Raw genomic sequence first — 21933 nt, 5'->3', positions numbered from 1 at the left:
AAATAAAGTGTGATCTTTGTGGTACTTAGAATAATTAATTATATTATGGCGAAGTTTCATGCATGAAATATCACCAATTGTCACTGCGGTGTAATAATTTTCAGAATTCGATACCGCAGACTCAGATCCTGAACCTGAAGCCAGAATACAGTAGCATGCCAAGAACCCAGCTCTAACCCGGTTGGTTTTTCGCGTTTTAGGATCCGTTTATTTGCGCATAGTGGCCCGAGGTGAGGCCGTTGGCGAGTGAGGATCAGCTACCCCTTAGGCCGGACTCACGCTGCACAGGCGGATACTCTGTTGGCAGGTCGATGGTGGGTTGAGACTCGAGGGCAGGGCGACCGAACTCATGAGGCTCCCCAGCCAGTCAGGCGGCATCGCGGCGAGTACGCTTATTAGCGCATAGGGGGTCGTGGTGAGGCCTCCGGGGGGGGCGGAGCTGGACCCGGAAACGAGGACCCTGGGTTAGTTCACGCAAGCTTCTTTGAGCCTTCCCTGCGGGGGGCTCTACAATGTTTGATTAACTTAGCACCTCGCCTGTGATACTTCCTAATGTCTTGCTGAGTCAGCTAGTATCGTAAATACGCCAACCCTCAAGGAAGATGATGGAATTAGCAGAGTTTTATGAAATTGAAGGACTTCGCCGCCAAGCAATAATCTCTGGAAATTCAGAGCTTGCGGATCAATATTCGTATGAGTTGTATCAGAAGACGTGCCATCTTCCTCACCTCGTTTTCCTCAACTCATTTGCAATGCCTGAAGTGCTTCAGACCCATATTTCGCAGAGTCTGATTAATGATATCGCCCTTATTCATCCGGACGAGACGCATCAAGAAGTAGATCAGGCTGAGAACTTCTACCGCTCCTACGTTGAACGGCTCTTGAACGTGGATTTAAGTAAAGTTGAGATCCTACGTGCCGCTGGAAACTTTAAGCATGCAGAAGGTAGAGCGGTTACTTGTAGGGCAACCGATCACTTGGTAATTCTCCCACCGAGAGGTGAGGAATATGTTTCTCCTGACCTTCTCATTCATGAGCTGGGGCATACGGCAGAGTACACTCTGCGCCGCGCAAGCAATGATATTGAAATGCTACGGTCGCATCTGCTTTTTAGCGAAGCCATTGCTCACTTCTGCCAGTACAAATACATGGTGGAATTCGGTACACGCACAGAGCGCCTCCACGCATTGGCCTCAGTAACAAAAAACCACATGCTGCTACGAGCTCTGAGGGCTCACAGGGAACTGCGTGATCAACCAGCTAACTTCCAAGTAAGCCGCATTATTGATCATGAATACTTAGATGTGTATCGTGCGGCATATACAAAGGATAGGATTGAATGGCTGCTTGAGGACTACGAGGGACGGTCCTTCATTGAACTTTACTTCACTGAGGCGGAACCTCGAATGGGGGCGGTTTTGGCCCTGCAGGTGATGCATAATGGCGCGGCCATTCGAGAGCTTTGCCTGATGAAGACCAATCAGCCAGTGAGAGAAATGCTTGACAATCTCAATCTTAAAACTGAGGAATTGATGGATTTTACGCAAGCCGACGCTCTTTTCAGGAAGTTCGTAGAGGGAACGATCTAGTTCACCTTTCTGTGCGGAGGTTCCGAACTGTTAATTCGCAGGTCCCTGGTTCGAGTCCAGGTCGGGGAGCCAGAATACCAGAAAGCCCAGCCTTTATCGGTTGGGCTTTTTGTTTTTTGACCCCTGTTTATTTGAGCATGAAGGCTTGGACGAGTGGGCTTAGCGTTGCCGATTAGATCGGCAGGCAGGCCAGCCGCTGGTCGTCGGAAGATCGTCTTGCTTCTTTGTTTGCGTCAGGGGCGAGGGCGTCGATGACGCGGGTAACACAGGCCGCGTTACGGGTTATTTTCGCGACCGCGAGAACGGGGACTCGTTTCGGCTGCTCCGGATCGCTTTGGTCGAGGGCGTTGACGCGAACGATCAGCGCGACTGGTACCGCTTCCCCATCCACCCTCGTAATGCGCCATTCCACCCTGGCGCCCAACGTCGAAAATCCCTGGGTTACCACGTCCCAATAGTTGAGGGGGAAGATTTGTTTGTCCGGCGTGACGATGCTGATCGAACTGCGCTCATCGTCTTCGAGGACGTGCAAGCGGAAACCATGAACTCCGCGGCAGTCCAACGTGTAGGCACCTGTCGATTTGTCGTTGATGTGCTTGTTGCAGGACTTGCCGGAGATATCGGTGTGGATACTGACCGCGCTTCGCTGGGCGCCGGCGTTATCGCTGGCGATGAGTACTGCGGCGGCAACGAGGCAGGTCAAGTAACAGGGCATTCATCTCTCCCGATGGATGTCGGCAATCATATCGAGCGAATTGTCCAGGTTCGTTGACCCATATCAGAATTGCGCGGCCGACGTGTCATGGCGACGATTGACAGTGCCGAAGTCACGCGCGAACATAATCCGATGGCCGCTTCATCAGACAGAGATTACGTTGACGCAAAACTAGAGGCCGTCGAGAGCCGCATGGATGGTCGCGTGGCGCGAATCGAGTCCGCGCTGGCCGCCTCTGCCGCATTGATGGAAGAACGATCACGTCATTCAGACGCCCGGATGGAGCGGATCGAAACAGCGCTATCGGAAATAAGAGCGGAAACCCGTTCAGCTATCGAAGGACTCAAGACCACGGTTATAGTCACGGCCATTAGCGCTGTGCTTGCCATCGTCCTGGGTGTTGCAGCGTTTAACGCGACCGTTCTATCCAATATGGTCGCCGCGTTCGAGGCCGGGAAAAACACCTCGGCTGCGCAAGCCGAAGTCAAAAGACAAACCGATCAGACGGCAGCTCTGCTCAAGAAAATGCAAGACGAAGTGAATGCCAGGCACAAGCCGGACTCGGCAGGCCGGAATTAAGGCGTTGCAACACGAGCCGCTGTGGACGACGTTCTGCTTTATGCCGTCTTCCACGCCCACTGGGTGGGCTAACGTACAGTGGCCTTCGTGTCAACGTTGTACTGTTGGCACTCACTCCTTCAGAGTAGGTGGCGATATGAAAAATCCATTCATGAGTATGTTCCTGAGCCAGGCCAACCGGATTGCCAACCAGGTTGCCGGCTCCGCGCGCGCCCAAGCGGCGGCTGCCGTCAAACGCGAGACGGCCAAGAACATGACCCAGATGACCAGGGTCTGGACCGATGCCATGTTCCCCTTGGCCCAGCCGCCGAAACGCAAAAAACGCCGCGCCGCCAAATAGCGTCTTCCGGCTAACGCGCGCCGCTGGCCAGCGCCGGATTTGGCTGTCGTCGGCGGCGATTTGACATGTAAAGAACACTCGCCGGCATGTCAACGGCCGCACCGGCATGCCACCGCGCCCCCTTTCCTGGTGTAAAATTGATCAGCTTTTTAATCGGAAAGGTAGTACAGCGACGGCCATGGATGATTCCGATCACACACTGACTTCGCCCTTGCCGGCGTCGGCGCCCGGCGGCGACGCGCTGCTGGGCCTGACCATCGCCTGGCACCCGGATCTGCGGCGCGTCGGCGAGCAGTTTGTCGGTCTGGCCGAGGCCGGAACGATGGAATTGAGCCGCTATCTGCCGGCGTTCCGGCGGCCCGGGCAGGACGGCGAGGGGCTGGGCCACAGCAGCGTGTCGCGCACGGCGGTACGGCTGATCAGGGATGCGACCGGCGGCATCACCGTGTGGCCGCCGCAGAGCCGCATGGTGATCGAACTGAACGGCAGGGAAATCGCCGAGCCCACGCATCTGACCCGCGAGCAGATCGACCGCGGCGTCGTCCTCGGCCTGGGCCGCACGGTGCTGCTATGCCTGCACTGGATGCACTGCCTGCCGAGAAACAATCCGGTGCCCGGCTTTATCGGCGTGGGCAGCGCCGCGATCGCCACGCGCGAGCAGATTCGGCAAGTGGCCAAGACCAACGCGGTCGTGCTGCTGCTGGGGGAAACCGGCACCGGCAAGGAAGTCACGGCGCGCGCGATCCATGCGCTCGGCAAGAACGCCGGCGCGGCCATGGTGTGCGTCAACATGGCGACCTTGAGCGATACGCTGGCGGCGGCCGACTTGTTCGGCGCCGTGCGCGGCGCCTACACAGGCGCGCAGACCGCGCGCCAGGGCTGGTTCGCCCAGGCGCAGGATTCGACGCTGTTTCTCGATGAGATAGGCAATACGCCGGGCAGCGTGCAGCCGATGCTGTTGCGGGTGCTCGAAAGCGGCGACTATCGCCCGCTGGGCGCCACCCACGACCAGCACTCCAACGCCCGCGTGATCGCGGCCACCGACCAGGATCTGTACGGCGCGGGCTTCAACCAGGCCTTGCTGCGCCGGCTCGAGCACTTCGTCATCCGCATCCCGCCGCTGCGCTGCCGGCGCGAGGATATCGGGCTGCTGCTGGTGCATATGCTGCCGGCCGAGGTGACCCCGCTGTTGCCGACCGCGCTGGTGAGCCAGTTGCTGAACCATGACTGGCCGGGCAATGTCCGCGACCTGTCGAACGTCTTCCGGCGCGTGCTGATGGCGCTGCAGATGGGGGAGGCCCCGGGCGTCGATGCCATGCTCAACGTTCCGCGCGATCCGCCGGCCGGCGAGGTCAAGCCGAGTGCCGACGTCGGCGACAAGCCACCGGTCGCCATCGCGGCGGTGCGCAAGAAGCTGGTCGGGCTGCAGGAAAAGGAGATTTTCGACGCGCTGGAAAACAACGGCTGGACCATCCGCCGTGCCGCGCTGGAGCTGGGCATTTCGCGCCCCTCGCTGTACAAGCTGCTGGAGATGTATCCGCAAATCCGGCGCGCGGCCCGCTGACGCCGGACCGACCCGCCGGACGTGCATTAATGGCTTTCAGGTCCGACGATGATTTCCGGGTCGGGCAGCAAGAAGAAATGTGAATCGGTCGCCGTCTCGACGGTGAAGAGCACCGCAAAACCCCACTTGCCGTACCGTTGCCCGATGGTCAAAGTCGGAAACGACACGATGTCGATGGTGTTGGCGTCGTTCCAGAATGGCGAGGTGTCCTTGTCGGTGACCGGCGATTTGTAGGCCGCAATCAAGGTGGCCAGGCGCGGTGTGGCTTGAGCCGGACTCGGGGCGAACTTGAAGGTGATGGTGTCGCCCGGCTTTAGCTGTTTCAACGCCGGCGTGAAGGCGTAGTGCGCCTGGCTCACGGGCGGCGTCGGCGCCCCGTAACTGATCGTGCAGACATAGGGTGTGCTGACGGATGCGTGATTTTCCAAAACAATCTCCTCGGGTTGAACTTCGGGTGTCAAATAGAATGGTGTCGCAGCTAGCGATGCAAAAATCGGTCCACCCCGGCTACGGCTTGCCGCCGGGATATCTGCTGTCGCGCCTGAGCGCGATCAAATCCGGTTCCGCCTCGATGAACTTGAGCGGATAGCCTAGTTCCCTGGCTTTGGCGATCTCGGTGAGCGCGGCGTCCCTATTGCCGATCAGCTCGTAACCCAGTCCGGCCCGGAAACGGATGTCGGGCCCTTTCGGCGCCGCCTCCACCGCGCGCCGCAACAGCGCCTCGGCGCCGGCTTTGTCGCCGACCCGGGCCGAATACAAGCCCATGCGCGATACCAGGACGGCGTTGCCGGGCGACCTTTCGAGGCGCGGCGCCAGCAGTTGCATGGCGCGCTCATAGGCCTCCCGCGCTTGCTGCTCGCGCCCCGGTATCCACAGCAGGGTGTCGGCAAGATTGGCCCACATCAGGTAGTCGGCGGGATTGCCCTTTTGCGGCGAGACCGCGTTCTCGAAGGCCGCCGCCGCCGACACATAGTCGCCGCGCAAGAAGAACGCGTTGCCGAGATTGTTGAACAGCCTGGCGCTAGGCCTGATTTGCAAGCCTTGCTGCAACACCTGCAGCGCGTCGTCGCCGCGGTTCTGGGCCATCAGCGCGCCGAACAGGTTGGCGTACGCATACACCGCGTCGGGCTGGATTTGCAGGCTGGACCGGAATGCCCGTTCGGCGTCGGCGTAGTTGCCTTGTTCAAAATGCACGGTCCCCAGATGGTCGGCGAACACCCTTTCCTGGGGAAAGCGGCCGATCGCCTGTTCCGCCGCCGTGCGCGCCTCGTCGTAGCGCCGCAGATGCCGCAGCGCCGTCAGCTTGGCGTGCCAGCCGAAAAAATCGAGCGGATCGAGGCTCAGCGCGCGCTCGGCGGCGGCCAGCGCGGCCTCGCTCTTGCCTTGCGCGTCGAGCACCAACGCCCGCGCCGCCTGGCTCAGCGCCAACTGGTCGTTCAGCCGCATGGCCTGCTGGACCCCGGCGTCCGCCTTTTGCAGCCACAGCGGGTCTTCCGCGTCGCTCAGGTAGCGGAACCGGTAGACGATGGCCATGCCGGCCACGGCCGCCGCGCTGTCGGCGTTGTGTTTGAGTACGGTCGAAAAATTGCCGCCGGCGCGGTCCAGGTTGCCGGGACGGTCGAAGAATTTCAACGCCGCCAGACCGTTCTTGATTTCCTGCGACTCGGAATAGGGCGTCAGCGCCTGCCGCACCTGCAGTGGATCGGGACCGAATCGCCACAGTCCGGCCAAGGCCAGCAACAGCACTACCAGCGCCAACCCGATCAGGCGCCGGCGCGGATGGGCGCGCGGGCCGCTGGTTGGCGGCGGCGTCGCCGCGACGGCGCCGGCCGAGGCGGCGGCGAGTTGCTCGAGCGCCTCTTGCATGCTGCCGATGCGCCGTTCGGCCGGCGTGGCGGTCATCGCGCGCATCAGCCGGACCGCGGCCGGCGACAAGGTCGGCGCGTAGCTCCACTGCTCGGAGTTGGACTGGGTGATGGCGGCCGCCAGCGACAATCCCGTCAGATGGGCGTGGGGGCGGGCGCCGTTGCACAGCTCGTACAAGATCATGCCCAGCGCGTAGATGTCGCTGGCGGCGCTGGGGGCGGCGCCAAGCAGGCGCTCCGGCGCCATGTAGGCGATGGTGCCCTGGGGATCGGCCTGCGCGAGCGAGGCGGTCAGCTGGTCGTCGTGCTTGATGGCCAGGCCGAAATCGAGGATGCGCACCTTGCCGGAGGGCTCGACGATCAAATTGGACGGCTTCAAATCGCCGTGGATCAGGCCGGACGCGTGCGCTTCGTGCATGGCCTCGGCGATCTGCGCCACCACGCGCAGCGCGTCCTGTTCGGTCGGCGCGCGCGCCCTGGCCCATTCCTTCAGCGTGACGCCCGGCACCAGCTCCATCACGATCGATTGGGTCTGGCCATCGTCCTCCAGCGCGTGGATCTTGACGAAGGCGGGGTGCCGCAGCGATGCGGCCATGCGCGCCTCCCGTGCCAGGTCGGCGTGGTCGACGGCCGCGTGTTTGAGGCGCTTGATGGCGACCGGACGACACAGCTTGCTATCCCACGCCTCGTGCACTTGCCCAAAACCTCCCTCGCCCAGGCATTTGCCGATGTGATAATGCTTCCAGCTGATCTGGCTGGTCGTGACGTCGCTTGAGACCGGGGCGGGCGTTTCCATGCTGATCTTGGGGAGGATGTGGGTTAGTTAATATTGTCACATGACAATATGTTCACGTTACCACAAACCCGTTCCACAGGGGGAGTGGCGGCCGAAATCTGACGCAAATGTGTGAATCAGGTGGACGAGAATCTTGCACCTCGGTATTCTCGGTGGTATTGATTTATTTCCGCCACAAGGGGACGGCATGGTCACTAACGGTCGGGCGCTCGAGAGCGTGCAGCGGGTGTGCGAACTCGAACGTGAAGTCGCGGTCCTGCGCGCCACGCTGGCCGCCATGCCGCCCTCGACGGCGCAGAATCAGCAATGGAAAGACGAGCTCGCCCGCTTGCTGGGCGAGGTCGTCCTGTTTCGTCTCGCACTGGCCCGGGAAACAGTGTTGTCATCGATAAAAAGTAAATAGAGGTTGCCCCATGAGCGAAGAAAAGGATGTTGTGTACGGTACAGAAGATTTGTTGATGAGTTTGTGTAACTCGGTCGCCCGTGTGTTGAACGTCGCCACGCAAAGCAAAGTGAATTATTCCGGCATGGTGCAAAGGATCACCAAGACCGGCTTGAAGCCCGACATCGGCTGCTTCGTGATGTTCGACGGCGGCTTCACCGGCCTGGTGGTGCTGAACTTCGCCGCCGACACGGCGATGGAGATCTACGAGCGCTACATGCTGCACATGGGCATGCCCAAGTCGGAGTTGGCCAGTTCGCACACCTCCGACGAGGTGTCCAACATCATGGGCGAGCTGATGAACCAGATCGTCGGCGACTTCACCGGCAAGGTGCGGCGCGAGCTGCAGACCAACATCACCCAGAACCAGCCGAAGATGCTGGTGTTGACCAAGCAGGTGATGCTGAGCGTGGACACGCCGCTGGACCGTCCGGAAATGCGCCGCGTGACCTTCTACACCGAGAAGAACAACATTTTCTATCTGGAGCTGGCGATCGACCGCACCGAGTTCATCAAGCTGTACGACTTCGACTCGGCCGAACACGATCCGCAATCGCTGATCGACGACGCGTACAACACCGACAACGCGTCGACGCCGTCGCCGACCGACGATCCCGACGACAACTCGGACCTGCTCAAGTCGCTGGGCATGTAGCGCCCGGCCGGCCGTTTGTGGCATTTCCAACACAGTGACGCTGTTTGGAAGACGTCAACGGTCGATGTTTTTTCGCTATCGTTGTTGCAGGCCCGCCGCGCGCGGGCCTTCTATTATTCAGTTTCATCATAGTAGCCGCCGAATTTCTAACAGTTAATTCGTCTATCGATATATTCGTCTTGCAATACATGCTATCAATGGCAGAAAATACCGCCTTTCTGCCAGTCGGTGCATTCTAGACATCAATCAAGATGCGGATTCGATCCCGCTCACGCCGTCACGGCGGAGAAGCGGGGCGGTCGAGTTTTGCCGAAAGCGGCGTGCAAGCGGCCCGCTTGCGCCGCAACAGCCACGTCAGAGGGCCGTGCGGTGTCCACGAAAGAGAAAACAGGAGACGCTGTTTTTTACTCTTTGCATTACATTTAAATCGGGAAATTGAATGATCAAATTGTCTAAGATGCACAAGCGCCTGCTGGCGTTGAGCGCCGTTATGCCCATCGGTTCCGCCTTCGCGCAAAGCGCCGCGGCCGACGCGCAACTGGAAACTGTTGTCGTGACGGCCCAGCGCCGCGCCGAGAACATCAAGGATGTGCCGGTGTCGGTCACCTTGCTCAAGGATGAGAAGCTCGACGTGCTGCTGTCCGGCGGCCAGGACATCCGCCTGCTGGCCGGCAAAGTGGCATCGCTGAACGTCGAATCGTCGAACGGCCGCACCTTCCCGCGCTTCTACATCCGCGGCTACGGCAACACCGACTTCAGCACCTTCGCCTCGCAGCCGGTGTCGCTGGTGTATGACGACGTGGTGCAGGAAAACGGCATCCTCAAAGGTTTCCCGATGTTCGACATGGCCGGCGTCGAAGTGCTGCGCGGCCCGCAGGGCACCTTGTTCGGCCGCAACACCCCGGCCGGCGTGGTCAAGTTCGAATCGGCCAAGCCGAACCTGAAACAGGTCGAAGGCTACTACAGCCTGTCGTGGGCGTCGCACAACACCGTCAACCTCGAGGCCGCCGCCAACGTGCCGCTGTCGAGCGAGTGGGCGATGCGCGTATCGACCCTGCGCCAGCACCGCGACGACTTCGTCGACAACACCTTCACCGGCGCTAAAGACTCGCTGGAAGGCTACAACGAGCACGCCGAGCGCGTGCAGTTCCTGTACAGCCCGAGTGCCACCTTCAACGCGCTGTTTAACGTGCACGCGCGCTCGACCAGCGGCAGCGCGCGCCTGTTCCGCGCCAACATCATCAAGAAGGGCACCAACGACTTCGCCGATGGCTACAGCTTCAACCAGATCAGCACCAACGGCCAGAACGGCCAGGAGCTGAGCACCAACGGCGCCAACGCCCGCCTGACCTGGGACCTCGGCTCGGTCAAGCTGTTCTCGATCACCGGCTACGAAGGCGTGGACAAGTACTTCAGCCGCGGCGACATCGACGGCGGCACGCCGGCCGGCCCGGGCTTCATCCCGTTCCAGGTCGAGACCGGTGGCGGACTGAGCGGCCTGCACCAGTACAGCCAGGAATTCCGCGTCGAATCGAAAAACGCGGGTCCGCTGAATTGGCAGACCGGCGTCTACTACTTCAAGGAAAGCGCCGACGGCTACAGCAACAACTACAACAGCACCACCGGCGCGCAAACGTCGCACCTGGCCAGCCGCCAGGTCAACAAGGCCGCGGCCGTGTTCGGCTCGGTCACCTACGACCTGGCGCCGGACCTGATCCTGCGCGGCGGCCTGCGCTACACCAACGACAAGAAGGACTTCAGCACCGTGGAAGCCCAGAACGTGGTGCAGATCGGCCCGAACTCGGTCGACGAGAGCAAGAGCAAAGCCAACTGGGATCTGAGCCTGACCTACAAGATCAACCCGGACGTGAGCACCTACGCCCGCGTGGCGACCGGCTTCCGCGCGCCGAGTATCGCCGCCGCCTCGGCGTCGGTGCCGATCACCGTGGCCGACGCCGAGACCATCACCTCGTACGAGGCTGGCATCAAGGCCGACCTGTTCAACCGCCGCGCGCGCGCCTCGTTCAGCGTGTACGACTACGACGTCAAGAACCAGCAGCTGACGGTGGTTGGCGGCAACTCCAACGTCACCAAGCTGATCAACGCGGCCAAGACCGCCGGCCGTGGCGTCGAAGCCGACTTCGAAGCGTTCATCACGCCATCGTTCAAGGTGTCGGCTGGCGGTTCGTACAACTTCACCGAGATCAAGGACCCGAGCCTGTCCGTGGCCAAGTGCGGTTCGTGCACCGTGACCAATCCGCTCAACGCGGCCGGCCGCGTCGAGATCAACGGCAACCCGTTGCCGCAGGCGCCGAAGTACATCCTGAACGCGACCGCGCGCTACAACTGGGCGCTGGACAACGGCAACCTGTTCGTGCTGACCGACTGGTCGTACCGCAGCAAGATCAACTTCTTCCTGTACGAAGCCAAGGAGTTCACCGGCAAATCGATGGTTGAAGGCGGTCTGCGCGTCGGCTACAACTGGGACGGCGGCAAGTACGAAGTGGCCGCCTTCGCGCGCAACATCACCGACACCCAGCGCATCATCGGCGCCATCGACTTCAACAACCTGACCGGCATGGTCAACGAGCCGCGCCAGTTCGGTGTGCAGTTCAAGGGCGGTTTCTGATCGTTGGATGGTAACTCGTAGGGCGGATTAGCCGGCACGGCGTAATCCGCCACGAGCCGCCAGCGGCATCGAATGGATCGAGATGTACGATTTTTTTCTCTAGCCTAGACAGCTAGAAATCGGCCGTATATAATGCGGCCTCTTTTCCCTGATAGCTCAGTCGGTAGAGCGACGGACTGTTAATCCGCAGGTCCCTGGTTCGAGTCCAGGTCGGGGAGCCAGAATTTAAAAGCCTCATGTGTGCTTGCAACGCTCAAAATCGTTGCAATGCCACATGGGGCTTTTTCGTTTGCGGTTATTTTTGCGCGCCGTTCAGCCCGTCCGACACGGCGGAGGAGCGCGCCGCGTCGACCAGCGGCAGGACGCGCGACCGTGAACCCGATGCCGACCACGATGGCCGCAGCGTCCGCCAGCGCATCTAGCGTGCCGTCAGGTCGGTTTGATGTGCCTCAAACTCGATGGTGGCGCGCTTCTTATCATAAAAGGCCTGACCAATTGATAGGAGGTTGTCATGGCAAACAATCTGATGCGAATGGACCCGTTTCGCGATATCGCCCGTTTCGATCCGTTCCGCGATATCGATGATTTATTCCGCGACCTGAACCCGGCCATATGGCGCAACGTCGACCAGGTACCGCGCATGCGCATGGACGTGAGCGAGACCGAAAAGGAGTATCTCGTCAAGGCCGAGATCCCCGGCGTGCAAAAGGACGATATCAAGGTGGCGATCAACGGCAACCAGGTGTCGTTGTCGGCGGAGATCAAGGATGAGAGGGATGCGTCCGCCGGCAGTGCCGGCTCGCTGCGCAATGAGCGCTACTACGGGCAGTTGCAGCGCAGTTTCACGCTGCCGCAGGAAGTCGACGACGACCAGGCCCAGGCGCGCTATGAGAACGGCGTGCTGCACCTGACCTTGCCAAAGAAGGTGGGCAGCGGCGGCAAGCAGCTGACGATACAGTAATCAGTGCGCCGGCAGGCGGCAGGTGGCGTCGGAGTCCCAGCGGCCGGAGCAAATGCGCGAGCGGCACAGCATGCCCTCGATCAGGCCCAGTTGTTTGCAGCGCGCGAGCAGGTCGGCGGTGTTGTCGCCCTCGTGACGCTCGACGATATCGCGGCTGCGTTCCGGCGCGACGGTGGTGGGCTTGTTGGCGTGCGCGACAAGCGCGGCGAGCAGGGCGACGTCGGTGTCGCCGACAGGCGCCGCCGCCTTGGCGCGTGCTTGCGTGGCGATGGTCGCCGGGGTGCGCGCCAAGGCTGGCAAGGCGGTGCTCGCGCCGTTGTCGTCGTCCGTGCCGGCGGCGTTTCTGGTGCCGGCGGTCGTCGGCCTTGGATGCGGCGCGCCGAACGAAGCCGTGCGCACCGTGGCGGCGGCAATCGCCGCCGGCCCCGGCGCGGGCAGGTCGGCGGGCAGGTCGGCCTTGCTCGCCGGTAGCGCGGCGGATGTCCCGATGATGCCGTCCGGCGTGGCCGCCGTTTGTATTTCATTCTTGTTCCGCGTCTGCGCGGACTCGTTGACGATCTTCGCCGGTAGCTCGGCCGGCTCGACGATCACCTCGGTCGGCGGCGTCCGCGCGCTTTCCACCCGCGCCCGTATCGTCTCGTACTTGCTCTCGTACCTGGCCGCCGCGCGCGCGCTGCCGTAGCCCGCCTTGTATCCGCCGGACGCGGCGGTTCGTTCATGCGCCAGCCAGGCGACGCCGCACATCACCAGCAGCAACAGGGCCAGTCCGACGGTCCATCCGTCCAGTGTCCAGGCGGCGCGCGCCGGCTTGGACGCCGGCAGCCTGGCGCCGTGCTCTAGATGGGCCAGGATGCGCTTGGCGCCGTCCGGCTGCGATCCTGACGTTCCCATCAAGTCCGGTTTCTGTTTGGATGTGTCCACAATATTTCCTCCGAATTTGATCTGGTCTTTCACGCCGATCGCCGATCGGGCCTAGGATGAAACGTTCTTGACCCGGCCGCTTGCCAGTGTCCATCCGGTGGCCGGGACTTGCTTTGACGGAGCGCACCATGTTTCTCTTTTCAGTGTTGATATTTTTCGTGGTCGCGTGTGTTGGCGCCTGGCTGCTGCTGTTTCCGGCAGGCCGCGAGCTTGTGGCGCACTCGGCAAGCGCGGTCGGCCGCCGTCTGGAGCAGCGTCTGCGGCGCGATTGCCGGCAGGGCGCGCAACAGGCGTCGGCGCTGGGCCGGGGCGCGCGCGGCGGCGCCGGCAGCGCGTGGCGATTCGTGCAACGGCGCTATCCGCTGATGCTGGCGGCCGCCGTGCTGATGTCGGTGCCGCCGCTGCTGGCGCTGATGCTAAGCGGTCGCGGCATGCTGGGCGGCTATGACGGCGGCGGCCACGTCACCAACGAGCAGGTGGCCGAACTGCTCAAGGGCGAGCAACTGGTGGCGCCGGCGCCGTTGCCGCCGTTGGTCTTCACGACCGCCGAGGTGACCTTGGTGCGGCCGATGCTCGACAGCGCCAACCGCAACTGGCAACTGCTCGACGCCGATTTCTCGCGCCGCATGCTGCTGGTGTTTCGGATCATGAAGGAGCGCCACGGTTACGACATGGCGATCCTCGAGGGCTACCGCAGCCCGGAGCGCCAGAACGCGCTGGCGGCGGCCGGCCCCAGCGTCACCAATGCCAAGGCCTTCCAGAGTTATCACCAGTTCGGCCTGGCGGCCGATTGTGCGTTTCTGCGCGACGGCAAGCTGGTGATCTCGGAGAAGGACCCGTGGGCGATGCGCGGCTACCGCCTGTACGGCGAGGCGGCCGAATCGGTCGGGCTGACCTGGGGCGGGCGCTGGACCATGATGGATTTCGGCCACACCGAGCTGCGTGTGGCGGGTACCGTGCGCAAATAGAACGCGGCGGGGTGATCATTGTCCCCGCTCAAGAATTCTCGGCTTGGTTGGTGGCAACATTGATCGGTCCGCCTTCATCTCAGGCGCAGTCGCCCAAGCCCCGACCGAATCATGATGCGAAAAATCTGGCACTTCCTGACCGACAGCCGTCATTTGACGATCCTCGGTTTGACCGCGATGGCGGCTCTCTTTTATCTGGGCGCGCAAGTGCTGGAGCTGGCGCTGATCTGGGCGCTGGCGGCGACGGCTTTGATGCTGGCGCTGGCGGGCCTGGTCTGGCTGTGGCGGCGCTCGCGCGCCAGCCGCGAGTCCGCCAAGCTGGCCGACGCCATCGGCACCAAGGCCGCCACCGAGGAGCCGCAGCGGGACCAGTCGGGCGCCGAGGTCAAGGCGATCCGCGAGAGCCTGCTGAAGGCCATCGACACCATCAAGGGTTCCAAGCTGGGCATCGTCTCGGGCACGCGCGCGTTGTACGAGCTGCCCTGGTATATGATCATCGGTAATCCGGCCGCCGGCAAGAGCACGGCGATCACCAACTCCGGTTTGCAGTTTCCTTTCGCCGACGGCAAGGTGGTGCAGGGCGTCGGCGGCACGCGCAACTGCGACTGGTTCTTTACGCCGGACGGCATCCTGCTCGATACGGCGGGCCGCTACTCGGTGATGGACGAGCACCGCGCCGAGTGGTTTGGTTTTCTCGATCTGCTGAAGAAGTACCGCCGCCGCGCGCCCATTAACGGCATCCTGATCGCCGTCAGCGTCGCCGAGCTGCGTGGCGACGATCCCGAGGCGGGCATCAAGCTCGCGCTCAGTCTGCGCAAGCGGGTCCAGGATTTGATCGAGCGGCTGGAGGTGTTCGCGCCGGTGTACGTGGTGTTCACCAAGGCCGATCTGATCGCCGGCTTCGGCGAGTTCTTTGCCAAGTCCGAACGCACGGAGCGCGAGCGCGTGTGGGGCGCGACCATGCCCTACAAGCGCAGCGCCACCAGCCAGCAATTGATGGCGTTCTTCGACCAGAGCTTCGACGAGTTGTGCGACGGCCTGAAGGCGCTTAGCCTGGCCAATATGGGCCAGCAGCGGCGCGAACGGATGGAGCCCGGCGTGTTCACCTTTCCGCTCGAATTCTCGACGATCAGGATGCCGCTGCGGGCGTTTCTGGCGACGCTGTTCGAGGAAAACCCCTTCCAGTTCAAACCGGTGTTCCGCGGCTACTACTTCACCAGCGCGCTGCAGGAGGGGATGCCGGTCAGTGAACAGTCGCAAAGGGTGGCCAAGCGCTTCGAGCTGTCGGTGCCGGATGCGCCGGGCGTGGCCGGGGCAGGGCAGTCCGGCTTCTTCCTGCAGAATTTATTCCGCAAGGTGATCTTCGCCGACAAGGACCTGGTGTCGCAGTACGCCAGCAAGCATAAGGTGCGGTTGACGTATGCCGCCTTCTTCGGCGCGGTGCTGCTATTGGGGGCGTCGCTGGGTGGGTGGAGCTGGTCCTACCTGGGCAATCGTCAGCTGGTCAGCAATGTGCAGGCCGACCTGGATAAGGTGATCAAGCTGCAGGACAAGCGGCTCGATTTGCAGTCGCGCCTCGAGGCGCTGGAGATCCTGCAGGACCGCATCGAGCAGTTGGAGCAGTACCGCGACGAGCGGCCATGGTCGCTGCGCATGGGGCTTTACCAGGGCGCGCTGCTGGAGCGCAAGCTGCGCGAGGAGTACTTCTCCGGCGTGCGCGAGGTGATGATCAAGCCGGTCGTCGACAATCTGGAGACGCTGCTGTCCGAGATGAACGCGCATGCAGACGAGTTGCAGGCCCCCGGCGCCGCCCCGGCGCGGCCGGCCGGCGACGCCGCCCCTTCCGCGGGCACGGCGAACCGCCAGTTCCAGCAGGCCTCCGCCGTCAACGTGGAAGACGCCTACAACGCGTTGAAAAGCTATCTGATGCTGGTCGATAAAACGCACGCGGAGCCCGGCCATCTGAACGACCAGTTGACCCGCTACTGGCGCGTGTGGCTGGAAAGCCACCGGGGCGCGATGCCGCGCGAGCAGATGATCCACAGCGCCGAGCGGCTGATGACTTTCTACCTTGCGCAGATCGTGGACCCCTCGTGGCCGCGCGTGGAGCCGAAGCTGGCACTGATCGACCAGGCGCGCGAAAACCTGAAGCGCGTGGTGCGCGGCATGCCGGCGCGGGAGCGCGTCTATGCCGACATCCGCGCCCGCGCCAATACCCGCTTCCCGGCGATGACGGTGGCGCGCATGGTCGGCGAGCAGGATCAGGCGCTGGTCACCGGCAGTCACGCGATCGCCGGCGCCTATACCCGCGAGGCGTGGGAGAAGTACGTGCAGGACGCCTTCCGCGAGGCGGCGACGCACGAACTGCAAAGCGCCGACTGGGTCCTCAAGACGGCCGCGCGCGACGATCTGACGTTGGAAGGCAGCCCGGAACAAATCCAGAAGGGACTGACCGATTTGTACAAGGCCGACTACGCGCGTGAATGGCAGAAGTTCGTGCAAGGCGTCACCATCGCCAACCTGAATGGCTTCGACGCGGCGGTCGTTGCCATGAACCGCCTGGGCGATCCGCAATCGTCGCCGATATCGAAGCTGCTCACCACCATCCATCAGCAAACGTCGTGGGACAACCCGGCGGTGATGAGCACCGAGCTCAAAGAGGCGCAGTCGGGTTTCGTCAACTGGATCAAAAACAGCGTCATGCAGCGCGGACCGTCGCAGGTTAACGTCAACGTGCAGCTGGATCAGGCGCGCGCGGACAAGCCCATGGGGCCGATCGGCCGCGAGTTCGCCGGCGTCGGCAAGCTGGTCGCCGCCAAGGACAAGGATGCGTCGCTGATGCGCGCCTACATGGACACCCTGTCCAAGCTGCGCAGCCGTCTCAATCAGTTGAAGAACCAGGGCGACGCCGGTCCCGGCGCGCGCCAGTTCATGCAGCAGACGCTCGAAGGCACCGGTTCGGAGCTGGCCGACGCGCTGCGCTACGTCGACGAGCAAATGCTGACCGGGATGAGCGATTCGCAGAAAATGGCGATCCGTCCGATCCTCGTGCGGCCGCTGATGCAGACCTTCGCGGTGTTGATCGGTCCCGCCGAGGCGGAGATCAACAAGACCTGGCTGGCGCAGGTCTACGAGCCGTTCCAGCAATCGCTGGCCAACAAGTATCCGTTCTCGCCCAACGCCCGCATCGAGGCGGCCGGCAGCGAGATCGCGCAGTTCTTTGGTCCGGATGGACTGATCGCCAAATTCGCCACCACCGCGATGGGTCCCCTGGTGCTGCGTCGTGGCGACGTGCTGGCGCCGCGCACCTGGGCCGACATGGGCATCACGCTGGCGCCGCAAACGGTGGCTCGCTTCCCCCGCTGGATCGCGCCGATCGGCGGCTCCGGCCCGGTGCCCGCGCAAACCGTGTTCCAGCTGCAGCCGATGCCGGCGCCGGGCACGCTGGAATACACCGTCGACATCGACGGCCAGCAAATCCGCTATCGCAACACGCCGGCGCAATGGACCAATATGGTTCATCCCGCCCCCCAGGGCGTGCCGGGTGCGCGCATCACGGCGGTGTCGTTCGACGGCCGCAATGTCGAAGTGTTCAACGAGCCGGGGCAGTTCGGCCTTAAACGCATGATCGACGCGGCGGCCAAGCAAAAGCGCGACGGCGGCGTCTTCGAGCTGCGCTGGACCAGCGGCGCCATCACGGTGGCCATGGGCCTGAAGATCATCAGCAGCCCGGACGGCGGCGGTGCGCCGCAGGAGCAGGGCTTCCTCGGCATGCGGCTGCCGGAAACCATCGTCGGCGCAGCCGTCCCCGTCACACCCACCGGCGTTATCGCCGCCACCGGAGCGCCGCAATGAAACGCCTCCCACAAAGTGTACGCATCGGCTACTTCGGCAAGCTTCCCACGCGGGGCGACTTTATCAAGGCGACCAACAACCTGGCGCTGGCCAATCTGCTCGACGGCTGGCTGGCGGAAGTGATGAACCTATTGAGCGCGGACCCGCGCTGGAAGATCAACTACGACGCCATGCGCCCGTTGCAGTTCGCCTTCGTCGGCACGCGCAGCCGGCGGGCGATCGCCGGCCATCTGGCCGCCAGCAGCGACGCGTCGCAGCGGCGCTATCCGTTTTTGAGCATGACCGCCATCGAGGTCGAGGCGCCGCGCACCTTCCTGGCGCTGAGCCCCGTGGTGCTGGCGCCGCTGTGGTGCGAGCTGGAACAGCTGGCGGCCGACGTGCTCGACGCGGCCGATCCCGAGCCCGCGCTGCAGGCGCTGGCCGCCACCACCTTCGATATCGAGCCGGGCGCCCCCGAGCACGAAATCGCCTTCGTCGATTTCCTCGATCGTCACAATATCGCCAGTCTGGAGGCGATGCTGGGCCGCGATTCGGCGCGCCGCATGATACTGGCAGTCGGCCTGCTGCTGCAGCCGGTGCGACACAGCGCCGATGCGCGCCTGGACAAAAGCCTGGCGCTGCCGCTGCCGCAGTCGCCTCGGCAGCGCTATCTGGTCGCCGCTTTCTGGATGGACCTGATCGCGCCGTTCCTGCACCAGGCCGATTTTGAGCTGGCCGTGTTCCTGGCCGATATCCGCGAGCAGCCGTCGCTGGTGATCGGCTTCGGCGGTGCCGCGCCCGAAGCGCTGCAAGCCATCATCGATCCCGCCTGCGCCGTCGACCACCAGATCAACTTCGACTACTCGGGCTGGGTCGACGAGCTGGTCGCCGCCGACGCGGCGGTGCAAAAGCTGTCCGCCTATCTGGAACAGGGGCAGTTGTCGCTGCGCTCCGTCCAGGCGCTGTTCCACGAAACCTTCGTGTGACCTTTCGTCCGATCCTATCCATTCCGATTCCATCAAAAAAAGGAGCTTTGCGATGCGCCAGCGGATCATCTGGCCGGCGGTGATGCCGGCATTGTTATCGACGTCGATCTACTGCGCGGCGCAAACCCCGGCGCCCGCCACGCCCAGGCCCGGCCAGGTGCTGGTCAACGGCTCGGTGCCGGACGAGGCGAGCAAGGCGGCCATGCTGGCGCGCGTGCGCGAGCTGTATGGCGCCGACCGCGTGGTCGACCAGGTGTCGATCGCGCCGGTGTCGCTGCCGCCGAACTGGAACAGCTACGTGCAAAAGCTGATCGGCCCCAACCTGAAATTGATCAGCAAGGGCGAGATCAAGATCGATGGTACCAACGTCACGCTGCGCGGCGAGGTGGCCAACGAGGCGCAGCGCCAGCAGATCGCCAGCGACTTCGCCACCAGCCTCAATCCCAGCTACACGGTCAACAACGGCCTGCGCGTGAGCGCGGCCGAGCAAAACCTGCTCGACGAGACGCTGGCCAAGCGCATCATCGAGTTCGAGAGCGGCAAGGCGACGCTGACCGATTCCGGCAAAGGCATCCTGGACGAGATGGCGGCGGCACTGCGCAAGGTGAAGGGCAAAAAAGTGGAGGTGATCGGCCACACCGACAACGTCGGCCTGCGCGACAGCAATCTGGCGTTGAGCCACGCGCGCGCGCAGGCGGTGCGCAGCTACCTGGCCGACAAGGGCATCCCCCAGGATATGGTGATGGTTTCGGGGCAGGGGCCGGACCGGCCGGTGGCCGAGAACAGCAGCGCCGACGGCCGCGCGCGCAACCGTCGTATCGAATTCCGCATCGCCCAATAGGCTGCCAACCCCTATGCATTTGGCGATACGCTGGCCGTACCTCTTCGGGGTCGTACCCCATGGGTACGACCCCGCCTGGCCGTGCGGGTTAGGTCAGGGCAGCGTGATCGTCACATACGCCGGTCGGGGCGCCAGCTTGATCAGGTCCGAATAGCCAGCCAGCTTGTTCTGCGTGTCGTGCGACAGCGAAGATTCCAACCCGATGTAGGCGGCCAGGCCGATCACCGCGAACAGCGCTGACATGGCCCACAGCGGCGTATTGCTGCGCAGCTTGTTGACAATCTGGTCGGGCCGCTCGGCCTGCGGCGCGAAGCCCTTGCTCTTGCCTTGCAGGTGGGCGATCTCGTCGCCCAGGCGCGCCGTCAGGTAGGCCAGCTTGTCGCCGGCGTCGAGCGCGTACTTGCCGCGGAAGCCGATCAGCAAACACATATGGAACACCTGCAGCGCCGGCAGCCTGGCGCCGCCGGTGCTGCGCAGGGCTTCCAGACGGTCGAAGAAGTGTTCACCGGCCAGCTGGTCACCGAAGATCACCAGTTGCAGCGGACGGCGCTCCCAGGCGAAGCGCATCGGGAACGGCGACGACAGGATGATCTCGTCGAGCGCCGCGCAGAAGGCATACTTGGCGTCGTCGATATCCTCGCCCTGCGCGCGCAGCTTGCGGGCCTCGCGGTCGAATTCCGCCAGGTAGGCGGTGATGCTGTCGAGGAAGGCCGCCTCGCCCGGAGGCGCGCTGCCGTTCTTCAGCATGAACAGCAGGTAGAAGCCTTCCTGCAGCAGGTCGAGGAGGGTCTGCACATGCCCATAGCCGGGTTGGATCTGCCGGCGCTGCCCGCCCATCAGCGTCGGTATGGCGCGGCGTTCGACTTGGGCCGTCATGCTGTCACCGCGATCAGGCTGATACGCAGGTCCCGTATCCCGCTTGGCACGTAGATCGAGATCGACTGCGCCTTGAGCATCTGCTCATACAACATGCCTTTGCTCTCCAGCGCAAAGTAATAGGTGTCCGGTTGCACCGGAATCGCCGCCGGCACCTGCGGCGCGTGGGTGATTTTCACGCCCGGCATAGCCGTCAGCACGCATTTCTCGACGTCGTCCGGCGCGCCGGCCTTGACGCGCAGCGGCACGATCTCCACCAGCTCCAGCGCGGACAGCGAGGCGCTGACGGCGAGATAGAGCGTGGTGCGCTGGTCGATTTTTCCCGAATCGAGCTTGCCCAGGTGGTAGCTCGGCTTTTCCTCGGACAGCGCGATGGCGAAGTATTTGGTCGAGATCACGGTGTCGAGCAAATCGCGGATGATGTGATCGAGGCTGGCGAAGCATTGCGCCATGTCGTCGTGCCGGTAGTGGGGCAGGTGGGTCAGCGCGTACTGCTTCGAGTACGTCATCAAGGCGCCGGCCAGCGCGAGCAGCGATTCGAACAGCCGCTCCGGATGCAGCTCCGGATTGCGGACGTAATGCATCAACGCGGCGGCCGACGTGCTGACCGTGTGCAGCAGCCAGAACGACGAGACGTCGCCGGAGCGGAATTCGATGACATTGCGGCTGGGCTCACGCATATGGCCCTGCAGGGATTGCACCTTGGCCTGCAGGGCGTCCATCAGGCGGTCCAGCATCGCCTTGAGCGCCGGCGCGCTGGCGATCGACACGCCGGGCGGGATGAAGGTGGGATCGGGCTCGAAGCCGCCGGTGACCAGCCGGCGCAGGCGTATCACCGGCACGCAGTCGAATGCGCCCAGCGGTTCCTGATCGGACACCAGCCGCACCGATTTTTTCAGATAGCTCACTTCCGCGCTGACGGCGCCGGTGTATAAATCCGGCGTCTCGCTGCTCGATTGGCTGTAGCGCGCGCCGCCCGCCTGCTGGGCGTCCCTGTGCGGGACGTTTGGCGCCGCGTTGCCGCCGCCGGGCGCCAGCGCAGGCAGGGCCGCATACCACGTCACCTCCTGCAGGCTGGTGGGCAGCGTGGACAAATCGATCGCCACCGGCAGCGGCTCGCTCGACGGCGCGTCGACGATCTCGCCGTCCTGGAACATGAGCGACAGCGCTTGCAGGCGCAGGCGATCCGCTTTCAGGGCATCGTAGTCCCACTCGATGCGCCGCACGCCCCACAGGTAGGGGTGCAGCGCCAGCGCGGTCTGGTGCAGGCGCGCCTCGTGATACCGGTCTTGCTGCTGGAAGTGCTGTGGGCGCAGGAACACGCCTTCGCCCCACAGGACCTTGGATGGAATACTCATGCTCACTCCTTCAG

18 protein-coding genes and 1 tRNA gene are annotated in these 21933 nt (G+C 63.2%); 13 read left to right on the top strand and 6 right to left on the bottom strand.

What is annotated here, in order from left to right; genetic code table 11:
* The first annotated feature begins 605 nt into the window (after positions 1-605).
* Positions 606-1589, top strand: coding sequence for a hypothetical protein (locus JOD97_RS09955; protein WP_209715955.1), 984 nt, complete (start codon positions 606-608; stop codon positions 1587-1589).
* 172 nt (positions 1590-1761) lie between these two features.
* On the opposite strand, the gene JOD97_RS09950 is transcribed toward JOD97_RS09955, so the two are convergent.
* Positions 1762-2304: a hypothetical protein gene (locus tag JOD97_RS09950; protein WP_209715952.1), complete on the bottom strand. Its 543-nt coding sequence runs from the start codon at positions 2302-2304 to the stop codon at positions 1762-1764.
* An 87-nt stretch (positions 2305-2391) separates the two neighbouring features.
* On the opposite strand from JOD97_RS09950, the gene JOD97_RS09945 reads away from it, so the two are divergent.
* The 3 genes from JOD97_RS09945 (at position 2392) to JOD97_RS09935 (ending at position 4787) form a co-directional block, all read left to right on the top strand.
* Positions 2392-2883 (top strand): hypothetical protein, encoded by a 492-nt coding sequence (locus tag JOD97_RS09945; protein WP_209715949.1) that lies wholly within the window; start codon positions 2392-2394, stop codon positions 2881-2883.
* Between the two features lie 136 nt (positions 2884-3019).
* Positions 3020-3223: a hypothetical protein gene (locus JOD97_RS09940; RefSeq protein ID WP_209715946.1), complete on the top strand. Its 204-nt coding sequence runs from the start codon at positions 3020-3022 to the stop codon at positions 3221-3223.
* Between the two features lie 178 nt (positions 3224-3401).
* Entirely contained in the window at positions 3402-4787 is a 1386-nt protein-coding gene (locus tag JOD97_RS09935; protein WP_209715943.1) for a sigma 54-interacting transcriptional regulator, read from the top strand.
* Between the two features lie 26 nt (positions 4788-4813).
* Here JOD97_RS09935 and JOD97_RS09930 read toward each other — a convergent pair whose 3' ends face one another.
* Together JOD97_RS09930 and JOD97_RS09925 are read right to left on the bottom strand one after the other, a co-directional pair.
* The gene (locus tag JOD97_RS09930) at positions 4814-5215 is read right to left on the bottom strand and encodes a hypothetical protein (protein ID WP_209715939.1); all 402 of its coding nucleotides are present in this window, start codon (positions 5213-5215) and stop codon (positions 4814-4816) included.
* 79 nt (positions 5216-5294) lie between these two features.
* On the bottom strand, positions 5295-7448 hold the full coding sequence (locus JOD97_RS09925) for a serine/threonine-protein kinase (protein ID WP_209715936.1): 2154 nt from the start codon (positions 7446-7448) through the stop codon (positions 5295-5297).
* Between the two features lie 133 nt (positions 7449-7581).
* On the opposite strand from JOD97_RS09925, the gene JOD97_RS09920 reads away from it, so the two are divergent.
* The 5 genes from JOD97_RS09920 (at position 7582) to JOD97_RS09900 (ending at position 12135) form a co-directional block, all read left to right on the top strand.
* Positions 7582-7851, top strand: coding sequence for a hypothetical protein (locus JOD97_RS09920; protein WP_229264253.1), 270 nt, complete (start codon positions 7582-7584; stop codon positions 7849-7851).
* A 10-nt stretch (positions 7852-7861) separates the two neighbouring features.
* Positions 7862-8545, top strand: coding sequence for a DUF3334 family protein (locus JOD97_RS09915; protein WP_209715933.1), 684 nt, complete (start codon positions 7862-7864; stop codon positions 8543-8545).
* A gap of 439 nt (positions 8546-8984) precedes the next feature.
* A complete protein-coding gene (locus JOD97_RS09910) occupies positions 8985-11174 on the top strand; it encodes a TonB-dependent receptor (protein ID WP_209715930.1) in 2190 nt (729 codons plus the stop codon).
* A gap of 145 nt (positions 11175-11319) precedes the next feature.
* A tRNA-Asn gene (locus JOD97_RS09905) sits at positions 11320-11395 on the top strand.
* A gap of 290 nt (positions 11396-11685) precedes the next feature.
* On the top strand, positions 11686-12135 hold the full coding sequence (locus JOD97_RS09900) for an Hsp20/alpha crystallin family protein (RefSeq protein ID WP_209715927.1): 450 nt from the start codon (positions 11686-11688) through the stop codon (positions 12133-12135).
* Here the strand turns inward: JOD97_RS09900 and JOD97_RS09895 are convergent, their stop codons facing one another.
* Positions 12136-13056, bottom strand: a complete 921-nt coding sequence (locus JOD97_RS09895; RefSeq protein ID WP_373999820.1) for a hypothetical protein — start codon at positions 13054-13056, stop codon at positions 12136-12138. It lies immediately after the preceding gene.
* Positions 13057-13184: 128 nt separating this feature from the next.
* Here JOD97_RS09895 and JOD97_RS09890 point away from each other — a divergent pair, with 128 nt between their 5' ends.
* From JOD97_RS09890 to JOD97_RS09875, 4 genes are all read left to right on the top strand, one after another.
* Positions 13185-14024: a M15 family metallopeptidase gene (locus JOD97_RS09890; RefSeq protein WP_209715925.1), complete on the top strand. Its 840-nt coding sequence runs from the start codon at positions 13185-13187 to the stop codon at positions 14022-14024.
* A gap of 114 nt (positions 14025-14138) precedes the next feature.
* Complete coding sequence (gene tssM / locus JOD97_RS09885; RefSeq protein WP_209717418.1) at positions 14139-17879, top strand: type VI secretion system membrane subunit TssM; 3741 nt, start codon at positions 14139-14141, stop codon at positions 17877-17879.
* On the top strand, positions 17876-18844 hold the full coding sequence (gene tagF, locus JOD97_RS09880) for a type VI secretion system-associated protein TagF (protein ID WP_209715921.1): 969 nt from the start codon (positions 17876-17878) through the stop codon (positions 18842-18844). Before tssM ends, tagF begins: the two co-directional genes overlap by 4 nt.
* Before the next feature lie 52 nt (positions 18845-18896).
* Positions 18897-19685, top strand: coding sequence for an OmpA family protein (locus JOD97_RS09875; protein WP_209715918.1), 789 nt, complete (start codon positions 18897-18899; stop codon positions 19683-19685).
* 93 nt (positions 19686-19778) lie between these two features.
* Here JOD97_RS09875 and JOD97_RS09870 read toward each other — a convergent pair whose 3' ends face one another.
* Positions 19779-20561, bottom strand: coding sequence for a DotU family type IV/VI secretion system protein (locus JOD97_RS09870; RefSeq protein ID WP_209715915.1), 783 nt, complete (start codon positions 20559-20561; stop codon positions 19779-19781).
* The gene (tssK, locus tag JOD97_RS09865; protein WP_209715912.1) at positions 20558-21919 is read right to left on the bottom strand and encodes a type VI secretion system baseplate subunit TssK; all 1362 of its coding nucleotides are present in this window, start codon (positions 21917-21919) and stop codon (positions 20558-20560) included. The genes JOD97_RS09870 and tssK overlap by 4 nt, the downstream gene beginning before the upstream one ends.
* Positions 21920-21933: the final 14 nt, after the last annotated feature.

The organism is Duganella sp. 1411 (assembly GCF_017833525.1).
GTDB lineage: Bacteria > Pseudomonadota > Gammaproteobacteria > Burkholderiales > Burkholderiaceae_D > Rugamonas.
This window is presented reverse-complemented; position numbering and strand designations above follow the sequence as displayed.